This window comes from Nocardia transvalensis NBRC 15921, from assembly GCF_000308875.1.
Classification (GTDB): Bacteria; Actinomycetota; Actinomycetes; order Mycobacteriales; family Mycobacteriaceae; genus Nocardia; species Nocardia transvalensis.
In genome coordinates this window covers 1-19,467 of record NZ_BAGL01000120.1, presented here as the reverse complement: position 1 = coordinate 19,467, position 19,467 = coordinate 1, and the positions used below count along the sequence as shown (strand labels likewise).

Genomic DNA, 19,467 nt, shown 5'->3' with positions numbered 1-19,467 from the left:
AGAAGTGGCGCTACACAAAACATTTAAACAGAATGAAACGTCTGTTCATCCCCCGGTCAAGTTCGCATTAGGGCGGCGCCGACAAACGGCGAGCTACCGGGCTCGCACGGCCCGGACGCACACCGACAGGGCTGATCCGCCGCGCTAATCGAGAGTGACGTACGTCGCTTTCCGATCGCCCGGCAAATGACAAGTGGGAGGTCGGATCCGACGGTCAGATGGGGACCGCGACGCCGCCGTGTATCCGCTGAACCAGCGTCCGCACCACCTCTCCAGGAGCCGGGTTCTGAAAGATCTGCCGTCCCATAGCGATTCCCGCGCAACCGGAATCACTGACGTCCTGTGCGAACTGATCGGCTGTCAGGCCGACCTCCCCTCGCCCACCGGCAGCCAATACCGGAACCGGTGATGTCGCGACCACTTCCCGCATCGTCTCCACCGAACCCGTGAAATAGGTTTTCACCAGGTCGGCGCCCAGGTCGACCGCCACGCTCACCGCATGGGCCACGATGTCGGGATCGTATTCGTCGACGATGCCCGGGCCACGCGGATAGCTCATGATCAGCAGCGGAACCTGCCACCGGTCACAGGCGCCGGCCAGCGCACCGATCTGACGCAATTGCTCGGATTCGGTGGCCGAGCCGACATTCAGATGGACGCTCAGCGCGTCCGCGCCGAGCCGTAGCGCGTCCTCCACACATCCGACGGCCACCTTCTCGTCCGCGCTGAGACCCAGACTGGTGCTACCGCTAACGTGCAGAATCAAGCCGAGCCCGCTGGCCGCCGGCACGGTCGTCTTGGCGCGGCCACGATGCAGAATTACCGCATCGGCATTGGCCGCGTCCACAGCGCGCAGCAAACGATCGAATTCGGTCGCCGACGTGATGGGACCGGTGCTGAACGAATGGTCCAGTGCCACAAAGATATGGCGCCTATCGCCTTGTCTGGACAGCCGGTGCAGTCTTCGCAATACGCCTGGGTTGGGCATCTCGATATCACCGCCTGGAGGGGAGAACGTTGTGGCGTCATAGTATTTCGATCTCCCCCACACGAATAGCGCCAACCCTGGGAACATGTGATGCCAGCATTGGGAATAGCGCACGGCGACATGCCTTTTCGCGCGACTATGGTCCACAAGTCAGAAGCACTGCGCCCGCGACAGCGTAGCTCCGCGTGGGTGGACACTTGTGATATTCGAAGGGGCGGCACATGGCCACCGAGAATCCGAATCCTCCGAACCTGACGACCGTACTTCGTCGGAGAGCCGAGGCGCACCCGGATCGCTTGGCGCTGAGCTTTATTCGCGACGCGGCACATGCGTGGCCGGACAGCGCGGAGGCGATCACCTATTCCGCACTCGACCGCCGGGCACGGGTCATCGCGGCCGCGCTGACCGAGGCAGCCGAACCCGGCGCGCGCATGGTGCTGCTGTACGCCCCGGGACCGGAGTACGTGGCGGCGTTCTTCGGCTGCCTGTACGCGGGCATGGTGGCGGTTCCGGCATATCCGCCCACCGCCGACAGCAGAGCGGACCGGCTGCTGGCTGTCATCGACGACGCCGGCGCCGCGGCGTATTTGACCTCCTCCGATTCGGCGGACCTGTGCCGGACGTGGCTGGCCGGAGCCGGTGGCCGCCCCCACCTGCCGCCGATCGTGACCGATATCCTGCCGAATGCACCGGCCACGGACCTTCCGGGCGCCGAGGGTGACCGGCTGGCATTCTTGCAGTACACGTCGGGTTCCACCGGGGATCCCAAGGGGGTCATGCTCACTCACGCGAACTTGCTCGCGAACGCGGTGGCGATCAATGCGGGTCTCGCGATCGACGACGGTGACAGGCAGGTGTCGTGGCTACCGCCCTATCACGACATGGGCCTGATCGCCGGTATCCTGCAACCGATCTACTCGGGGATCGAGACCGTGTTGATGGCCCCAGCGACCTTTCTCCGCGATCCGATCTGCTGGCTCGAGGCCATCGACCGTTTCGGTGGCACCTATTCCGGTGCACCGAACTTCGCTCTCGATCTCTGTGTACGCCAAGCGAATCCGGGTCGGCTGACAGGTCTGGACCTGAGCCGTGTACGGACGATGTACAGCGGTGCGGAACCGGTCCGACCGGCGACGCTGGAGCGGTTCGCGGACCGGTTCGCGGCCAACGGTTTTCGCCCTACCGCATTCATGCCCGCCTACGGTCTGGCCGAATCCGGGTTGGTAGTGACCCTCCGCACCCGCGGGACGGGTGCGGGCCCTGCTACGAATGTCGCTGCGGTGGAACGCAATACACCTTCGGCCTACACCACGAACGGGGCTCTGGTCTCGGTCGGTGAGCCGGTGCGGGAGTGCGTGGTGCGAATCGTCGATCCGGACACGACCGTGGCGCAGCCGGACGACACTGTCGGCGAGATCTGGACCAGCAATCCCGGTGTCGCGCTGGGCTATTGGGGAAGGCCGGAGATCAGTGCGGAGATATTCCGGGTACGTATCCGCGGCGGGGACCCCGCTGTGCGGTTTCTGCGCACCGGCGATCTGGGGTTCCTGCGGGACGGTCAGCTGTATGTGACCGGCCGGATGAAGGACGTGATCATCATCCGGGGCGAGAATCACTATCCGCAGGATCTCGAGGAGACGGTCTGGTGCACCGACCCGCGGCTGCGCGCGGGATGTACCGCCGCGTTCACCGCGCCGTTCGTTCCCGGTGGCGACGAGCGGGAGCGGCTGGTGGTGGTCCAGGAGATCTCCGGCTCGGTTTCCGCCGCGGAGGCGGCCGAGATCACCCGTGCCACCCGTAAACGGGTCGCGATGGTGCACGGGGTGCCCCTGGACGAACTGGTGCTCATCCCGCCGCGCGGCATCCTCAAAACCAGCAGCGGCAAGATTCGGCGCCGCGCCACCCGGCAGGCCTTTCTCGACGGCGCGCTGGCCGGCGCGGTGGTGGCCGCACCCGATGCCCCGGCCGTACCCGAAGCCACCCCCTCGGCGTCCGGCGTCCGGGAACGGCTGCTCGGCGCGCTGCGGACCGTGCTGACCCTGCCCGCCCTCGGAGCCCATGACGACTTCTTCGAGTGGGGCGGCGACTCGCTGCTCGCGGTGGAAGCCGCCGCTGTCGCCGCCGAGGCGGGTATCGGATTCGACGCCCGACTGCTCTACACCCATCCGAGCGCCGCCCTGCTCGCCACGGAACTGGAACGCGGCGGGACCGCCCTGGAGCCGGAGGGGTTGTACTCCGCCGCACGCGGCCACATCCCCCGGGTGCCCGACGCCGACGACTATCCGGTATCCCCCATCCAACGCCGATGGGCCGCGGACTACCTGGGCGACTTCACCAAGACCTGGGGAAACATGTTGTTCGACGTGCCGCTCGCCGACGGCGGTGACCGTGAGCGGCTGGCCCGGGCCATCGATCGTGTCTGGAGCGATCACGAAGCGCTGCGAACCGTTTTCGACATCCGAGACGGCGAGTTCCGGCAGCGAATCCAGCCGCAGGTGCCCGTCCCCCTCGGCGAATCCGATCTGCGCGATCTCACCGATCAGGAACTCGGCCGACGTCTCGACACGATCCGAACCGAATTGGGTTCCGCCACACTCGATGTGGTCGACGGCCCGCTGACCCGATTCCATCTGGTCCACACCGCACGCGGCGATATCGCACTCGGGGTGATCCATCACATGATCGTCGACGGCTGGTCGATGCTGATACTGCGGCGGGAACTCGCCGAAACCTACCGGGTCCTCTGCCGGGGCGAAGATCCGCCGCCGCGCCCGCTGGATCGCTACCGCGATTACGCGGTGTGGATGTACGAGCTGGAGCGTAGCGGTGGGCTCGACACCGCCCGCGACTATTGGCAGCGCAAACTGTCCGAGCCGCTGCCGGATACGTTGCCGGTCGACCAGACCGCTGTTCGCGGCCCGGACAACCGCACCGCGTCGGTCACCGTCCGGGTTCCCGACGACGCCGCGGCGGCGGTAGCGCGGCTGGCCCAGGCGTCCCGGATCAGCACGGCGGTCCTGCTGAACACCGTATTCTTCACGGTGCTGCACCGGCACACCGGCGGTGACGATCTGATCGTCTACACCCCGCTGGCCGGGCGCGACCGGGCCGATATTCGTGACGCTATCGGCATGTTCATCAATAACGTGCCGATGCGGATGCGGTTCCACAGCAGACCCGATTTCCGTACCGTCGCACACGATCTGCAACAGCAGCTGGTCGAATCGGTAATCCACCAGCGTTGGCAGCTCGACCGCATGGCGCAGGACCTCGGCCTACCCCGCGATCCCGACCAATTCCCGATATCCAACACGTTTTTCAGCACATTGGACATCGACGATCCTCTGCCACCGGCCACCGTCGAAGCACACACGCCGACCGCCCGCATGCTGTTCACGGACACTCGTTTCCACCTGATGTTCTACGCCTACGAACACCCGAACGGTCTGCGCCTCGAGTGCAAGTATCGACAGGTCCTCTTCGAGGAAACCGAGGTCGTCGGCCTCGTACGCGACTTCCTGCACACCCTGGACGACCTTGCCACCATGGGGTTGGATATCCCGATCGAATGGGTCTCGGCCGGGCAACCGTAGTCGCCGCGCACCGAACGTGTGCCGCTATCCGTCCGATGGGTCGCGGGGGCGGGGGCCGATCTGGTCGAGCAGATCGTTGACCTCGTCGGGGAAACCGTTGGTGACCTGCTTCGCGGTCTTGTGCGGGAACCGGCGGGTGACATGTTCTTCGGCGGCGGATCCGGGCAGGACGTAGACCGGTTCCGTTTTGTTCTGCAGTGGGCGTACGACTTCGTCGAGATGCTCTCGTCGCGAATCGAGGAAAGCGCCGATCACATCCTCACCGGCCGGGCACACCGCCATGCAGTAGCCGGCTTTGTAGTTGGGCTTGAACGACAGGCTCTGCCACATCGAGAACGATTCGCCCGTGGTCACCCGCTCGCGGTACTCGGCACGGTCCGCGCTGTCGGCGACGGTTTCGGCCCAATCGGTGAAGCCGCCCATGAACTCCCGGTAGTTGTGCGTATAGCACGCCTGGAAGTCGAAGCCGCCCTCCTCGGCGATCGCGCCGACCGGGCACGCGGACACGCACAGTTTGCACTCGAGACACGGAGTGAATTCCAGGGGCGCGCTCGGTTCGTCGACCACCGCGTCGGTGACGACGGTGCCGAGAAGGATGAAGTTGCCGAACTTCGGGTGAATCACGTTGCGGTGTATACCCATGACGCCCAGACCGGCGGCCTCCGCCACCACCTTGTGCGCGATGACCCAGACGCGTCCCGGAAACTGGTCGACTTCCATCGGGTACCCCGGCGCCGGATACACCGCGCGGTACCCGGAGTCCTGCAATGCCCGGGTGATCCGTCGCGAGACCTCGTTCGTTTCGTCGTCGGCGTGGTTGAACTCGGTATTGGCGAGGCTGCGCATCGTACTGCGCAGATTGTCGCGGTTCATCCGCACGCAGAACGAGACGAACGTCTGTGCGGCGGGCAGGATTCCGCGCGCGTGCTCCAATTCCGCGGCCACCCGCGGATCAGCTACCGCGACGAACCCCGCATCGTCCGCACCGGCCGCCAGGCAGATCTCGCGCAGACGGGCGGCGGTCAGCACGGCGGCGGGCTTCACTCGCTCCCGCTCGGCCATCCGCCGGACGGTCGGATGCTCGGCCAACCGCCGCTGTCTCGTGGGTTCTGAATCCATCACCATCGAAGCGCTCCTTGCCTCTCCGCCGGAACCGTTACGGCCCCTCGAAGAGTTGAGACGTTGCGGCGCGGGAAAATTCATCGCCGCGATCCATATGCCGACCCCGGCCGAGTTGCTCACTCGTAGACAGACCAGCGCCGGCTTCTAGGCTCGTAGTCGGACTGTTCCTCCCGCACCCCCGCTCCGATTCCGAGCGGGCCGCGTTGGCTTCGGTGAAGACTTGCGGCAACTCGCCCACGGGCCCCTCCTCCGCCACCGGGCCAGACTGGACGATCGCCCGGCACGGCACATCGGTAGGACGTAGGTACCTCAGCGGCATCACAAGGTTGTGTTCAGCGTTTTCCAGGCCGCGTCCGCGATATTCATACCGGCAGAGCGGAATCAGCGAAAGAGAGTTCGTCATGACGAAAGTCGGACACCTCGATCGAGACATCCACGGATACACGTATTCCCGCCCGACGGACGGTCCGGCCACGGAACAGGGGCCGAATCTCCTGGAAGACCTGGTGCTGGCGATCGGCATCCCCAACCGCCGGGTGTCCGACGGCGCCCGGGACGGCAAGGAGCCCACACCGGTGGCCGTCATGCCGGTGCGGCGGGTCGTCGCCCTCGTGTGCTTCCTGGTCGCGGTGCCGGTGTCGGTCATCGCCGCCATCGTCAACTCCTACGACGACAACGACCTGGAACAGCGGTTGCAGTACCAGGAATGCCTCACCCAGCAGCAGGCCCGGGTCGCCCAGGACGGCAGCCTCCTGAAGCCCGAGGACATCTGCGCCATTCGGAAAGGGCCCTAACCGTCAGGGGGCGCGACGTCGTGAAACTCGTTGTCGGCCACCATAAGCGGGGCCTGACCAGGAATGTCGGCGTTGCCTCGGAAGCACCGTGATGCACTAGTGTTGAACACGCACATCGGGTCCGCACAGTGGCACTCCCACTGTGCGGGCTCGACATGGCGGCTCGCCCGCACCGCCCGCCCACGCGGTGGAGAGGCAGGGCTTTGGGCGGAGGCGGTATGCCACTGGTACTGGATACCGATACGGTCGACGCGACCGACCGGGCCGACATGATGGCGGACGCCTTGCAGCGGGCCTCGGCCCCTGCCCACCTGAAACTCGCCAATCCGGACAGGCTGGTCCGTTCCCGGCTCGACGCCTGGACATTCGGGGACGCCACCCTCACCCGATTCCGGGGATCCGGTTACGGAGTCGAGCGCACACCCACGCAGACCCGGCTGTCTCCCAGTCCGTCGCTGCTGGTCGTGCTCGTTCAGGCCACCGCCCTCCCGTTCACCCAAGCCGGGATCCGGCGCATTGTCGGCCCGGGCCACCTGTTTCCGGTCGACCTCAACCAGCCCTACGAAGCCGAGTGGAGCGGCGGCGAGTGGACCCTGCTCGAGGTACCGCTCGACCGGCTGACCCTGCCGGCCGAGACGATCCACCGCGCCCTGCCCCAGCTCGAGAGCACCCCGCTCTGCCCGCTGGTGGCCAATCACATTGCCTACCTTGTCGATTCGGCGGACGTCCTGGAAGCCGACCCCGCCGCACCCGTCCTGGGCGATGCCTGCGTGGAGATCGTGCGGGCGCTGTTCACCTCGGCGGCCGGCCTGGGCGGCGAGGACGGTTCGGCCCTGCCCGCCGACATCCTGCTCACCCAGATCCGCCACTACATCCGCAGACACCTGTCCGATCCGGACCTCGGCCCGGCCCGCATCGCCGACGCCCACCACATATCCGTCCGCTACCTGTACAAACTGTGTGCTCGCGCCGGGCTCAGACTGGGGCCGTGGATCATCGGACAACGCCTGCACCGGGTGCACGCCGAACTCGCCCGCCCCGAAAACACGCACCGCACCATCGCCACCATCGCGTATCGATACGGCTTCCGCGACCCGTCCCACTTCGCGCGCCGATTCCGCGCCGCCTACGGCATGACACCGAACCAGTGGCGCCACACCGCACTCCACGACCCGAGCGGAGCCCAGCCGTCGATCGCTCTTGACCCTCACGTGACGTGAGGCGGCACAGTGGCCGGCATGGAACCCATCGATGAATCCGTGGAACACACCGTCGGCGTGGTCGCGCACTCGACCGGTGTCTCCGTGCGGACTCTGCATCACTACGACGAGATCGGTCTGCTGGAACCCAGCGGGCGTAGCGCGACGGGCTACCGGCTCTACAGCGACGCCGATCTGCAACGGCTGCAACGCATCCTGTTCTACCGCGAACTCGATTTCGGTCTCGACGACATCGCGTCCATGCTCGACGATGCCGGCCTGTCCGATGAGGACCATCTGCGCCGCCAGCGGGATCTACTGCGCGAACGCATCGCGCGGCACCAGGCCATGGTCGCAGTGGTCGAGAAGGAGTTGGCGGCGCGCGAGAGCGGGATCGCCCTCACTCCCGCCGAACGGCTCGAGGTGTTCGGCGGTGACCGTCTGGTCGATTCCGCCGCCGAGGCCGAACGGCGGTGGGGCCACACCCCGGAATTCGCGCAGCGCCGGGAGCGGACAGCGCAGTACAGCAAGCAGGAGTGGCTCGACATTCGGGCAGAACAGCGCGAGATTCACCAGGGTCTCGCCGACGCCATGCGGGCGGGCATCCCCGCGGCCGATCCGGCGGTCATGGATCTCGCGGAACGGCACCGCCGCCACCTGGAACGCTGGTTCCACGACTGCGATCACGCCACCCACCGGCAGCTCGCCGAGGAGTACCGCGCCAATCGGCGGCTCGGCCGCAATTACGACGATATGGCGCCGGGGTTGTCGCTTTACATCCACGATGCGATCGTGGCCAACGGGCGTCGGCACGACGGTATGGCGTGACAGGGGAACAGTGTCGGTGGCCCTCGCTATCCTCCCGCCATGGAACAGGCCACCGCGGTCGTCGCGGAGATCGTGGCCGGGATCGAGCCCGTCGACGAGCTGGAGCGCCGGCATATCGACCGGGTGTCGGCATGGCTGTCGGGCACCGACGACATCTATCGCCGGGTGCCGCCCGATACTCCCCCGCAGCACCTGGTCAGTTATGTCGTACTGGTCGATCCGGACGGTCGCGGCGTGTATCTCGGGCGGCACCTGAAATCCGGCCTCGACCTGCCGATGGGCGGGCATGTGGAACCGGGCGAGCATCCCTCGGACGCCGCGCGGCGCGAGGCGTTCGAAGAACTCGGCCTCGACGCGGAATTCACGGTCGCCGGTGACCGGCCGCTCATGGTGACCGTCACGACCACCGTCGGAGCGCATCCGCATGTCGATGTGAGCCTGTGGCACGTCGTCCGCGGCGACCGATCCCGCGACTATCCGCTGGACCCGGCCGAATTCGCCTACGGCCGGTGGTGGGATCTCGACCCCTACGGCCTACCCGCCACCGACCCGCACCTCCCGCGATTCCTCCGGAAACTCGATACCGTCCTGCAACCGTGAGCCACCTGCGGCGGATCACGAACCCGCCGAAGTGTGTTCCGCGACGGGCCGACCGTGTCTACCGTCGTGGACGGGCGCGAGGCGGGCCCGGGTGATCGGAGGTTCGATGAAGGTCCACGTTCAGGTGACGGGAACGCCGGAGAAGGTGGCGGCCGACGTCCGCGACCTCGTCGCGACCGGAGCGGACGGGTTGTTCACGTTCGAGGGACCGCACGACGTGTTCTTCCCGCTGGTGGTCGCGGCCGGATCGTGCGACCGGGAACTGATGACGAACGTGGCGATCGCGGGCCCGCGCAGCCCGCTGCATCTCGCCCATGCGGCCTACGACCTCCAGAGCTACAGCGGCGGCCGATTCCGGCTGGGGCTGGGTTCGCAGATCCGGGTGCACATCGAGAAGCGCTACGGCGGCCGGTGGGACAGGCCCGCGGCGCGGCTGGCCGAAACCGTCACGGCGATCAAGGCCATCTTCGCCGCGTGGGAAGGGCAGCGGCGCTTGGATTTTCGCGGCGAGTACTTCACCCACACCCTCATGCCACCCAATTTCGATCCCGGTCCCAATCCGTTCGGGCCGCCGCCGGTGCTGATGGGCGCGCTCGGGCCGATCATGACCCGCACGGCGGCCGAGGTCGCCGACGGACTTCTGGTGATGCCGTTCAACAGTGCCCGCCATCTCGCGGAGCGCACCGTGCCCGCCGTCGCCGAGGGCCTCCGGAGTTCCGGGCGCGACGTCGGCGATTTCCCGATCGTCGGCCAGGTGATGGTCGCGACGGGCAGAACCGCGGCCGACCGTGCCGCCGCGATCGACGGCGTCGCCACGCTCATCGCGTTCTACGCCTCGACCCCCGCCTATCGGCCGGTCCTGGAGGTCCACGAATGGTCCTCTCTCCAGCCCGAACTCAACCGCCTGTCCAAAACCGGCTGTTTCGCCGAGATGCACGCGCTGATCACCGACGAGATGGTGAGCACACTGGCGGTCGTCGGCACCCCCGAGGACTGCGCGCACCAGATCCGCGACCGCTTCGCCGGCCTCTCCTCCGAAGTCTGCTGCTACTTCCCGGGATATCCGGTACGCCGGGCCGATATCACCGACCTCGTCACCGCACTCCACGCGCCCGACCCACGACTCTAGCCGCTGGCGACGGACGATCGCCCGCCTCACTCATACACAGAAATGCGTTCCGACGGTGTGGAAGTCGCCACGGCCACCAACGCCGACGCGACGGCGATTGTCCTGCGAATCATCGTACGTATTCCTATCTGTCGGATTCGTTCCGTCCGCACGCTGTTACAGGCAGATCGGTGGTTCGACCGTGGTCTCGGCTCGACCGTTCGTCACCGACCCGGTCGCGCACACTCGGTCCGTCGGGTCCTGCCGGACTATGACCATGGTGTAAGCCGAATCGACATCGTGCTCGTCGGCGAACTGCCGGGTCTGCCCCTGCGGGTCCGAGCGCCGGAAGATCGTGACAGTGATCCGATTTCCGAATCCGGCGCCATCCTTGCGAGTCACTTTCGCCCACGCGGCGTTGCACGCTGCCGAGTAGAGGATCTTCAGCTCGAAGACACCGCCGCCGGCGAGGACGCTGTCCGCCGTGACAACGTCCTTCAGACAATCGGTATCGAGCGGATTGCTGCCGGTGACGATCGACGGTCCCGCGCTCGGTGGATCGTCGCGGACGATCCATCCGGTAATCAGCGCCGTGAGCGTATTCGTGACGATGAGTAGAACCAGCGTGATCACAGCCCATTTCCGATGCCGAGTCACGAACGCACCTGCCGTCCTTCGTATGGTGTCGGTTTCGGGCCGCGATATGCACGGCCGGCTGATCGACCGGCGAATGTTTGCGCCGCGCCCCCACGGGGAAGTAGCTGTGAAGCTACCCGATGCGACATACTCCCGCCAACATCGTTTCCATTCGGCAAATAGGCAGCGCGGCAGTTTTCATGGTTGCCGTTGTCTGCGGTGCCAGCAGGTGGCCTTCGGGGTCCTTCACCGCATCGACCGCCTTCGCGATCACAGCACGAGGATGGCGTGACTACTTCCTCCTCGAAGGCGGACTTGGAATCCCTGAAGAAAATCTGCTGTGGATGTTCGATCGGGATAGTTCCAGCGACGAACAACTAGCGAGAGTCGGAGAATTCCTACGCGAGCGCTCGACATCGCTTCGGTGCGCCCGAGGCGAGGGTCTGCTCGTCTTTTTTATCTATATCGGTCACGGAACCTTCATCGATGCAAAAAGCGATTACATCGTTCTGCTCGGAGCGCGCGGACATCTGGAGAACCTGCCGTCGTTCATTCGGGTCGCCGATGTCGCGGGGTTGATGGAGGAGGCCGTCAGCCGCAGTTCTCGCATCATCGTTCTCGACAGCTGTTTCGCCGGAGCTGCGGTCTCGAGCTTCATGAGTGATCCCGCCGTGCTGGAAGGGATCAAGGTGCAGCAGATGCTGGACCTCGACCCGATGTCCACCGGCGTCTCCGTGCTGTGCGCGGCGAGTAAGGACGATCCGGCGCAATTCGACGATCAGGGTCGATACACCCTGTTCGGCAATGCCGTACTGACGGTGCTCTGGCGTGGCGTTCCGGGGAACGCGAAGCGACTGAGCCTGCGGCGGGTGTGCCGAGACGCCAGAAATCTCCTCGGGTCGGCCGCGTTGCCCACTCCGGAGGTGCACAGCCCCAAGCAGTCGGACTGCGATCCGGCGGACGTCGACATCTTCCCGAATCGTCGGTCACCGCGGTTCGAATGGCACACGAAGTATCTCGGCGAAGCGAAACCCGTCGTGCTGAGTCGCCCCGACGCACCGCCGGACGTGCCGGCGCCGCCGGGATCGCCTGAACCGACGAAACCGGAGACCTTGCGTAGCCGGGGGTGGAAGTTCCCAGTCATCGTCGTACTCGCGGCATTCGTGGTGGTGGGCAGCCTGCTCGCGGGCGGAATTCCCCAGGTGATCAACCGGTCTCCCGCTACGGAGGGATTCGATACCACCCTGATCGGCGCCGATGCCGACGACCGCGGGTGCGCCACCGACGCGCAGGTGCTGCGGGCGACGGAAGACAATCCGGACTTCCTGCTGGAGATCATTTGGTCGGCGCAGTGCGACACGGCCTGGGCCAGGACCACGTGGCGGGGAGTTCCCGGGCTGCCCGAGGCGATCGAAGCCCGTGTGTATCCCAAGGGGCACGACCCCACCGGACCGGATGCCCGAGTCGCACGCAAGCCGAACATCGGCTTCGTGAAGACCGGCATGGTCGAACGAGGCAGCCGCGGGTCGGTATGCGCGGTAGGAAGCGTCACGGTCGACGGACGAGGATCCCCGTCGCCGGTCGAGCTGTGCGGCTGATCGGCCCGGCGGAGGGGCGACCGGGGCGCGGGCGGGCCTTCGTGCCCACCGTGGCGAGGGCGATGGCGGTGATGGTGATCGCCATGCCGAGGTACTGGGACAGGGTTGGATGTTCGTGCAGCACAGCTACTCCCAGGACGATCGCGGCTACCGGCTGGAGCAGCATGATCGCGGCGGCGCGGGCGGCGGACAGCCGCACCGAGCCGTAGTTGATCAGGGCGAAGGACAGGGCCTGGCCGCAGACGGCGACCGCGATCAGCCATGCCCACGCGGGCGCGTCGAGACCGATCGCGAGATCGCGGGAGGCGACGCCGACGACCCCGATCACCGCGGCGGCCGACGCCGTGCCGAATGCCACCGGCGTGACGACCATCCGCCGTTCGGCACCGCTCGCGCGGCGGACCAGCAGGAGATAGCCCGCGTAGCAGACGCCCGCCGCGATTCCGAGGATCGCACCGCGAATCGGGTGCGGCGCATGGGGATCCGCGTCGAGCACGCCTCCGGTCAGGACGAGCCCGGCGAGCATCACCGGCAGCGCGACGAGGAACCGCCGGTGCACCTGCTCGCGCGAGACGAGCCACGCCAGCAGCGGAAACACCACGACCTGCACGCCGATCAGGACGGTGGCCACGGCGGCGCCCGCGTCGAGAATGCTCTGCGTCCACATCAGATAGTCCGCGCCGAGCAGCACCCCCGAGGCCGTGGCCAGCCGGGGCAGCGGCGCCGGCGGCCGCCCGTACCGCCGGTACTCCACCAGCACGACCGGCGCCAGGACGAGCAACGCCAGTGCGCAGCGATAGAACGCGGCGGTGTGCGCGGTCGTCCCGGACAGTTTGATGAACGTCGAGGACGCCCCGACCAGCACGCATCCGAGAACCAGCGCGGGAAGGGCCGACGGCGTCCGATCGAGATCGTGTGCTCCGCTTGCCATCGAGGTCATTCTTCCGCAGAGCACCGATAAGTTCCATCTAGTAATACTTATCCTGAATGCTAAGTGTGGCTTCGCACTTCCGAAGAACAGGAGCGGGCGGTCGAGCCGTCCGGGCACAGCTGATGCGGCGGCGGGACCTGATCCTGTGAGTCAGCGCAGTCGATGACGTGACAGGTTCCAAGTCTGCCAACCACTTTCGTGCGAATGTTTGCGGACCGGGTCGAGGATCCGGGAGCGCCAGGGCTCGGGGAGACGGTCCGCGGCGGGGGCGACGTCGGCGGACAGACCGCTCAGATAGGCGGTATCGATATTCTTGCCCGACTCCCAGCGATCGATGTTCCGGTCGGCGATCAGGCGCTCCGGATTCACGACCGCCAGCGCGAGGAGGGTGACGGCCGCCGTGCCGATCACCGCCCGCGGCAGCCACCGCCTGCGCAGCCGGATCAGCCCGGCGAGCACCAGGACGTACACCAGCCCGATCCACACCTCGCCCACCTCGACCAGCAGGCGCAGCACCGTGAAGCCGTAGGCCTGCTGGTAGGTCCACATCCGGTACAGCGCGGAGGCGATGATCACCAGGGACAGCACCGTCACCGCGCCCAGAAGGGCACGCATCCAGGCCCGGTCGGTGCCGTGTTCCTGTGCGCCCCAGCGCAATACGGCGGCGATCACCGCCAGCGTCAGGATCGTCACCGCCGACAGCTGCCAGAATCCCTGGCGGGCGTGCTCGGCGTAGGTGAGGCCCGCGGTGCGCTGCACGTAGTCGTCGCCGCCGAACAGCGCGGCCAGTTGCACGGCGACGAAGACCGCGAATACGGCGGTCACCGCGCCGACCGGCAGGGCCCATTCCAGTGGCCGCCAGCGGATTCCGCGTGCGGAGGGCTCCTCGTCCCGGGCCGGTAGCGGCGGCCCGGCCAGCAGGTACAGCGATCCGGCTGTGACGCCCGCGACGGCGACGAAGGCGACCACGCCCTGCGTCACCGACTCCGCGTCCAGGTCCGGCACCACCGCATCCAGTAGGTTCGCGAATATCGCATCCGCCCCCGCGAGCAGTGGCACGAAGACGAGCAGCAGGCCCGCGGTCACCGCCAGCGAGATGCCGATCCGCACGCGGGCACCGCTCGACGCGTCACGGCTGGAGGCGGCGCGCAGCAACCACGGCGGCACCGTCAGCGCCGTCCACGGCACGGCGATCGCGTCGAACCAGGCGCCGAACACCGACCGCCGGCCCACCATCGCCAGCGATCCGGTCACCAGCGCCGCGGCCACACACCAGGCGAACAACCAGCCCGACGCCCGCCAGGTCCCCACCGACAACAGTACGACCGTCAGCGCCACCCACCACAGCCGTCCCCGATATGGTTGCCGTCCAACATTTTCGGCACCTTCCGGATCGACCGTCGAGGCGGGAGCGCCAACGACCGACGCCCGCGCAGCCACCTCGCCGGTCGCTTCCACACCTGCACCCGCTTCCGGAGCCGCACCTGCCCCGACTCCCCCATCCGCACCCACGCCACCACCGTCGCCCGCGGCTACACCGGCTTCCGCGCCGCCATCATCGGCCGCACCAGCCCCCGTCCCGGGATCGGCGGCCGCGATGTCCCGCCATATCCGGACCTCGGACGAGAAGTTGGCCTCCTGATGCTTCGTTTCCGAGCCTTCCTCGGAATCCTCAGCGCGAGAAGGCTTTTCCGACGATCCCGTGCCGCCCTCATCGACGTTCACATCCCCGCCCGAACCCTCCGCAGCGGGAGACGTCCGCCGGGCACCGCGGTCGACGAGGTAGATCGCGGCACCGCTCACCAGTACGGCCAGCAGCCAGCCGATTCCGGGCTGGCCCAGTGGGAGCGCGATCGCCCCGGCGATACCGGCGGCGAGGGTGGCGGGCAGGACGCCGCGCGGCACCGCGACGCGTTTCCAGCGCGGCGGATACAGCGGTATTCGCTGTGGCACTGGGTGTTCCGGGAGGGTTTTCGGGCTACCCGGGACGGTTGTGGTGGACATGACGACTACCTCCGATGGACGTGCGGGGTCGGCCCGGCACCGCCGCTGCGGTCCGGGTGTGGGACAGGAAGATTCAGGGAGAGGGCAGGGTTACTCGGATGCGGGAGCCGGGGTCCGCGACGGCGATGGTGCCGCCGTGCAGGCCGACGATCCACCGGGCGATGGCCAGGCCGAGACCGGTACCGCCGTCGGAACTCTCGCCGCGCGTGAACCGCTCGAACACCCGGGCGCGCTCGCCCGGAGGGATGCCGGGGCCCTCGTCACGCACCTCCAGCACGACGCCGCCGGCGGTGGGTTCCGCGGCCAGGCATACCGTGCCCCCGGCGGGCCCGTGCCGTGCCGCGTTGTCGAGCAGATTCAGCAGGACCTCGTGCAGGCGCGCCCGATCGGCGTACACGACGAGGTCGGGCGGCGCGGACGTCGTCACCCGCACCCCGCGCCCCGAGGCATCCGCGGCGACCTCCGTTTCGGCGACGACATCGGCGAACAGCCGCCGCACCGGGACCGTCTCCCGGTCCAGGGCAACCGCCCCAGCCTCGACGCTCGACAATTCCAGCAGTTCCGAGACGAGCCGTCCCAGTCGCTGGGTCTGGGCCAGCGCGGTGCGCAGCGTCGCCGGATCGGATTCGGCCACCCCGTCCACGAGATTCTCCAGCACCGCCGTCAAAGCCGTGATGGGCGTGCGCAATTCGTGCGAGACGTTGGCGATGAAGTCACGCCGCTGCTGTTCGGCGGCGGCCAGGTCGGCGGCCATGGTGTTGAACGCGTCGGCCAGCCGGCCCACCTCGTCGCGGGAGGTCGCGCGGACCCGGCGCGAGTAGTCGCCGTCGGCCATCCGCTGCGCCGCGACCGTCATCTCGCGCAGCGGCCGGGTGATGCCGTGCGCCAGCACCTGCGAGGTGACCAGCGCGATCAGCAACGCCACCACGGTCGTCCGCGGCGGAATCCACCCGATCTGCACGCTGAAGAAGGCGAAGGCGAGCCCACCCGAGGACACCATCAGGATCGCCAGCTTCAGCTTGATCGAGCGCACCGGGTCCAGCGGCCGCGGCAGCCGCGGCCGCACCCGCTCGGCGAGAACCGCTGTCATCGCACCTCCAACGCGTAGCCGACACCGTGCACGGTACGGATCAGGTCCGCACCGAGCTTGCGCCGTAAGGCCTTCACATGACTGTCGACGACCCGCGTGCCGGACGCGTCGGCCCACCCCCACACATCGCCGAGCAGCTGGTCGCGCGAATACACCGCGCGCGGACGTCGGGCCAGATACGCCAGCAGCTCGAATTCCAGCGGCGTCAGCTGCGCCTCGTCGCCGGACCGCCACACCCGCCGCTGCTCGAGATCGATACGCAGATCGCCGACGGCCAGCGGCGCCCCGGGCCCGGCATCACGGTCGACCCGGCGCAGCAGCGCGTTCACCCGCGCGGTGAGGACCCGCATCGAGAACGGTTTGGTCAGATAGTCGTCGGCGCCCACGCCGAGCCCGATCAGCATATCGGTCTCGTCCGCGCGAGCGGTGAGCATCAGCACCGGAACCGGGCGCTGCGCCTGAATCCGCCGGCACACCTCCAGCCCGTCGAAGCCGGGCAGCATGACGTCGAGCACCACCAGATCGGGCGGCTCGGCCTCCGCCGCGGCGACCCCGGCGGGACCGTCGTACGCGACCGCGACCCCGAAACCCTCCGCTCGCAACCGCGCGGCGATCGAATCCGCGATCGCCGGCTCGTCCTCGACCACGAGAATTCGACGCCCGCCCCGGGCCTGGATCGCTTCCATACCTGGTGACCTTAAGCACCCGCGGTGAAGATGGTTTGCGTCAAATGTGGAGATCCTGTGTAGAACCGCTGTGCGAGGTGACGCCGGGCGGCGGCGGCCGGTGCGGGATAGGATGTTGCCGCACGGTTTCCGGCACCGGTGATCGTTGTTCGGTAGAGGGAGTCCGAGCGGATGGATCGCCGGAAGAAGGGGATCAGCCGGCGCAGTCTGCTGCTGGGGGCCGGGGCCTCCGTCGCACTCGCCGCGACGGCGCAGCCGACACAGGCGCTGACGATCAGCCGGCGGGCGTCCGAGGGTCCCGAGGAGCCCGGACAGCGGGCGGACCTGGCGGAACAGGCGATCGTGCGGCGACATGTGCGGTCGCTGTGGGGACATCCCGGATTGCGGCTGGGCGTGCTCGCCTGGCCGGCGTCCCTGTTCGACCGGTCGCTCGTGCGCTGGTGCTATTGGTGGCAGGCCCAGCTCCTCGACTGCGCGATCGACGCCGCGTACCGCGACCGCACCCCCGAGCGTGTCGAACGGGTCGCCGCCCTCGCCCGCGGCATCCGGACCCGCAACGTCACCGGCTGGACCAACCGGTACTACGACGATATGGCGTGGCTGGCGCTGGCCCTCGAACGCGCCGACCGGTTGCTCGGCGTCGGATTCCCCGACGCCGTGGCGGATCTGCGGGTGGCCCTGCTCGACGGCTGGAATCCGGCCGTCGGCGCGGTGCCCTGGCGATCCGGCGACGATTTCTACAACACTCCCGCGATCGGCCCGACCGGTCTCGCCCTGGCGCGTTTCGGCGATCCGACCCGCGCCCGGCAACTCGCCGACTTCCTGCACACCCGACTACGCGACACCGGCAGCGGCCTGATCCTCGACGGTGTCCACGAGCCGGGCGGCGACGTGGACCGGAGCCTGACCACCTACAGCCAGGGCATCACCCTCGGGCTGGAAGCCGAATTGGCCGTGCGCACAGGCGAATCCGGCCACCACAGCCGCGCGGCGGCACTCGTCGCCGCCACCGGATCCCGGCTCACGAACGCGGGCGTGATCGCCGGGGCCGCCGGGGACGACTCCGGACTGTTCATGGGCATCCTCGCCCGCTATCTCGCCGAGGTCGCAGTGACTCTCGGCGACACCGCCGCCGCGACCCTCGTGCACACCTCGGCGCGGGCGGCCTGGGAGCATCGCGCCGAGGTGGACGGGCTGCCCCTGTTCGGGATGGATTGGTCCCGGCCGGTCACGGTGCGGCACAACCCGGCGATGTTCCCGCGGCTCATCCCCGCGTCCCCCGCGGCGTCGACCAACCTGAGCCCGGATCTGTCGGTCCAGCTGAGCGGCTGGATGCTCCTGGAAGCGGACTACCGGGTCACCGCCGCGGGGCTGTGAGTACGAATTAGAATTCCGGCGGTGGGCCTGCTGTTCGAGACTCGTGCGTCGGATTCGCCGTGGATCGCCTCCGTGTGGACGTGCCGCAGCGAGCAGGTCGCGGAGATGACATCCGTCGCGTCCGAGACGTGGGGACTGGTGTTCTGGGAGCAGCGGGGCGCGGCGCACGCGGGTGTCACCGGTCCCGAGAGCGGAACGGCCACAGCCCCCGTCCCCGACGGGTCGACGTTCGTGGGCATCCAGTTCGCCGTCGGCGCCTCCCTGCGCGCGGTGGCGACGCCGTCCCTGGTCGACGGCGGGATCGAACTCCCCGACGCGACCCGCCGCGGTTTCCGTCTGGACGGAACCCGGTGGGAGACACCGCATCCGGACGACGCCGAGGCCCTCGTCGCCCGGCTCGTCCGGGCGGGCGTCGTGGTCCGCGACCCCTTGGTGACGGAGGTGCTGCGCGGCGGCCGCCCCGAGGTCACCGATCGCACGCTCGAACGCCGTTTCCGCGCGGCGACGGGCCTCACCCGCGGAGCCGTGCGGCAGATCGAACGCGCCCGCGCCGCGGCGGCACTGCTGGCCTCCGGGACCACCGAGTGCGAGGTCGTCGCCGATCTCGGGTACTACGACGAACCCCATCTCGCGCGGGCGCTGCGCCGATACGTCGGGCGGACGGCACGGCAGCTCCGCACCGGCGCGGGCGGCGCGATCGCGCTGGATCCCGCTCAGTGCACGACGTCGTACACGAGTTTGGCGACGCCGTTGGCGTAGGTCGCGGAATCGCGCAGGCGCAGCGTCTGCTTGTCCCGGTCCGCCCTGCTGAACAGGCCCTTACCCGCACCGAGCAGCACCGGGAACACGAGCAGGTTGTAGCGGTCGATCAGATCGGCCTCCGCCAGGCGACGGGCCAGGTCGGCGCTGCCGT

The 19,467-nt window shown here is 68.0% G+C and carries 17 protein-coding genes; 9 read left to right on the top strand and 8 right to left on the bottom strand.

Translation table 11 applies throughout. The annotated features are described in order from the left end of the window. Window positions 1-214: 214 nt before the first annotated feature. Window positions 215-988: a 2-amino-3,7-dideoxy-D-threo-hept-6-ulosonate synthase gene (locus ON41_RS31730; RefSeq protein ID WP_051162912.1), complete on the bottom strand. Its 774-nt coding sequence runs from the start codon at window positions 986-988 to the stop codon at window positions 215-217. 221 nt (window positions 989-1,209) lie between these two features. Between ON41_RS31730 and ON41_RS31725 the strand changes: the two genes are divergently transcribed. After that, entirely contained in the window at window positions 1,210-4,581 is a 3,372-nt protein-coding gene (locus ON41_RS31725) for a condensation domain-containing protein (protein WP_040751834.1), read from the top strand. A gap of 24 nt (window positions 4,582-4,605) precedes the next feature. Here the strand turns inward: ON41_RS31725 and ON41_RS31720 are convergent, their stop codons facing one another. Next, a complete protein-coding gene (locus ON41_RS31720) occupies window positions 4,606-5,706 on the bottom strand; it encodes a (4Fe-4S)-binding protein (protein WP_246461671.1) in 1,101 nt (366 codons plus the stop codon). Between the two features lie 398 nt (window positions 5,707-6,104). Here ON41_RS31720 and ON41_RS31715 point away from each other — a divergent pair, with 398 nt between their 5' ends. The 5 genes from ON41_RS31715 (at window position 6,105) to ON41_RS31695 (ending at window position 10,253) form a co-directional block, all read left to right on the top strand. Further along, a complete protein-coding gene (locus tag ON41_RS31715; protein ID WP_040751832.1) occupies window positions 6,105-6,497 on the top strand; it encodes a tunnelling fold family protein in 393 nt (130 codons plus the stop codon). Window positions 6,498-6,715: 218 nt separating this feature from the next. Next, on the top strand, window positions 6,716-7,717 hold the full coding sequence (locus ON41_RS31710) for an AraC family transcriptional regulator (protein WP_051162909.1): 1,002 nt from the start codon (window positions 6,716-6,718) through the stop codon (window positions 7,715-7,717). An 18-nt stretch (window positions 7,718-7,735) separates the two neighbouring features. Further along, complete coding sequence (locus ON41_RS31705; protein ID WP_040751873.1) at window positions 7,736-8,524, top strand: MerR family transcriptional regulator; 789 nt, start codon at window positions 7,736-7,738, stop codon at window positions 8,522-8,524. 39 nt (window positions 8,525-8,563) lie between these two features. Further along, window positions 8,564-9,124, top strand: coding sequence for an NUDIX domain-containing protein (locus ON41_RS31700; RefSeq protein WP_040751831.1), 561 nt, complete (start codon window positions 8,564-8,566; stop codon window positions 9,122-9,124). A 106-nt stretch (window positions 9,125-9,230) separates the two neighbouring features. Next, window positions 9,231-10,253 (top strand): TIGR03617 family F420-dependent LLM class oxidoreductase, encoded by a 1,023-nt coding sequence (locus ON41_RS31695; protein ID WP_040751829.1) that lies wholly within the window; start codon window positions 9,231-9,233, stop codon window positions 10,251-10,253. Between the two features lie 156 nt (window positions 10,254-10,409). Here ON41_RS31695 and ON41_RS31690 read toward each other — a convergent pair whose 3' ends face one another. After that, window positions 10,410-10,865 carry a DUF2690 domain-containing protein gene (locus ON41_RS31690; protein ID WP_040751827.1) on the bottom strand — a complete coding sequence of 152 codons (456 nt, stop codon included), beginning with the start codon at window positions 10,863-10,865 and terminating at the stop codon, window positions 10,410-10,412. A gap of 203 nt (window positions 10,866-11,068) precedes the next feature. Between ON41_RS31690 and ON41_RS31685 the strand changes: the two genes are divergently transcribed. Beyond that, window positions 11,069-12,466: a hypothetical protein gene (locus tag ON41_RS31685; RefSeq protein WP_184782306.1), complete on the top strand. Its 1,398-nt coding sequence runs from the start codon at window positions 11,069-11,071 to the stop codon at window positions 12,464-12,466. On the opposite strand, the gene ON41_RS31680 is transcribed toward ON41_RS31685, so the two are convergent. The 4 genes from ON41_RS31680 to ON41_RS31665 form a co-directional block, all read right to left on the bottom strand. After that, window positions 12,417-13,397, bottom strand: a complete 981-nt coding sequence (locus ON41_RS31680; RefSeq protein WP_169336528.1) for a DMT family transporter — start codon at window positions 13,395-13,397, stop codon at window positions 12,417-12,419. The genes ON41_RS31685 and ON41_RS31680 overlap by 50 nt on opposite strands. A gap of 150 nt (window positions 13,398-13,547) precedes the next feature. Continuing rightward, a complete protein-coding gene (locus ON41_RS43235) occupies window positions 13,548-15,401 on the bottom strand; it encodes a DUF4153 domain-containing protein (RefSeq protein ID WP_083905776.1) in 1,854 nt (617 codons plus the stop codon). A gap of 73 nt (window positions 15,402-15,474) precedes the next feature. Then, window positions 15,475-16,491, bottom strand: coding sequence for a sensor histidine kinase (locus tag ON41_RS31670; protein WP_040751825.1), 1,017 nt, complete (start codon window positions 16,489-16,491; stop codon window positions 15,475-15,477). After that, window positions 16,488-17,177, bottom strand: a complete 690-nt coding sequence (locus ON41_RS31665) for a response regulator transcription factor (protein WP_083905775.1) — start codon at window positions 17,175-17,177, stop codon at window positions 16,488-16,490. The genes ON41_RS31670 and ON41_RS31665 overlap by 4 nt, the downstream gene beginning before the upstream one ends. Before the next feature lie 171 nt (window positions 17,178-17,348). Between ON41_RS31665 and ON41_RS31660 the strand changes: the two genes are divergently transcribed. After that, window positions 17,349-18,554: a glycoside hydrolase family 76 protein gene (locus ON41_RS31660; RefSeq protein ID WP_083905774.1), complete on the top strand. Its 1,206-nt coding sequence runs from the start codon at window positions 17,349-17,351 to the stop codon at window positions 18,552-18,554. Between the two features lie 21 nt (window positions 18,555-18,575). Then, entirely contained in the window at window positions 18,576-19,313 is a 738-nt protein-coding gene (locus ON41_RS31655; protein WP_040751824.1) for a helix-turn-helix domain-containing protein, read from the top strand. Here the strand turns inward: ON41_RS31655 and ON41_RS31650 are convergent. Then, window positions 19,268-19,467, bottom strand: a 200-nt coding sequence (locus ON41_RS31650) for a dihydrofolate reductase family protein (protein ID WP_040751823.1), incomplete at its 5' end; no start/stop codon positions are given. The two genes, ON41_RS31655 and ON41_RS31650, sit on opposite strands and share 46 nt — an antisense overlap.

What these genes read in the sequence shown, in the direction of transcription:
- ON41_RS31730 (WP_051162912.1), bottom strand. Translation starts at nt 988, where the DNA reads ATGCCCAACCCAGGCGTATTGCGAAGACTGCACCGGCTGTCCAGACAA.
- ON41_RS31725 (WP_040751834.1), top strand. Translation starts at nt 1,210, where the DNA reads ATGGCCACCGAGAATCCGAATCCTCCGAACCTGACGACCGTACTTCGT.
- ON41_RS31720 (WP_246461671.1), bottom strand. Translation starts at nt 5,706, where the DNA reads ATGGTGATGGATTCAGAACCCACGAGACAGCGGCGGTTGGCCGAGCAT.
- ON41_RS31715 (WP_040751832.1), top strand. Translation starts at nt 6,105, where the DNA reads ATGACGAAAGTCGGACACCTCGATCGAGACATCCACGGATACACGTAT.
- ON41_RS31710 (WP_051162909.1), top strand. Translation starts at nt 6,716, where the DNA reads ATGCCACTGGTACTGGATACCGATACGGTCGACGCGACCGACCGGGCC.
- ON41_RS31705 (WP_040751873.1), top strand. Translation starts at nt 7,736, where the DNA reads ATGGAACCCATCGATGAATCCGTGGAACACACCGTCGGCGTGGTCGCG.
- ON41_RS31700 (WP_040751831.1), top strand. Translation starts at nt 8,564, where the DNA reads ATGGAACAGGCCACCGCGGTCGTCGCGGAGATCGTGGCCGGGATCGAG.
- ON41_RS31695 (WP_040751829.1), top strand. Translation starts at nt 9,231, where the DNA reads ATGAAGGTCCACGTTCAGGTGACGGGAACGCCGGAGAAGGTGGCGGCC.
- ON41_RS31685 (WP_184782306.1), top strand. Translation starts at nt 11,069, where the DNA reads ATGGTTGCCGTTGTCTGCGGTGCCAGCAGGTGGCCTTCGGGGTCCTTC.
- ON41_RS31680 (WP_169336528.1), bottom strand. Translation starts at nt 13,397, where the DNA reads ATGGCAAGCGGAGCACACGATCTCGATCGGACGCCGTCGGCCCTTCCC.
- ON41_RS43235 (WP_083905776.1), bottom strand. Translation starts at nt 15,401, where the DNA reads ATGTCCACCACAACCGTCCCGGGTAGCCCGAAAACCCTCCCGGAACAC.
- ON41_RS31670 (WP_040751825.1), bottom strand. Translation starts at nt 16,491, where the DNA reads ATGACAGCGGTTCTCGCCGAGCGGGTGCGGCCGCGGCTGCCGCGGCCG.
- ON41_RS31665 (WP_083905775.1), bottom strand. Translation starts at nt 17,177, where the DNA reads ATGGAAGCGATCCAGGCCCGGGGCGGGCGTCGAATTCTCGTGGTCGAG.
- ON41_RS31660 (WP_083905774.1), top strand. Translation starts at nt 17,349, where the DNA reads ATGGATCGCCGGAAGAAGGGGATCAGCCGGCGCAGTCTGCTGCTGGGG.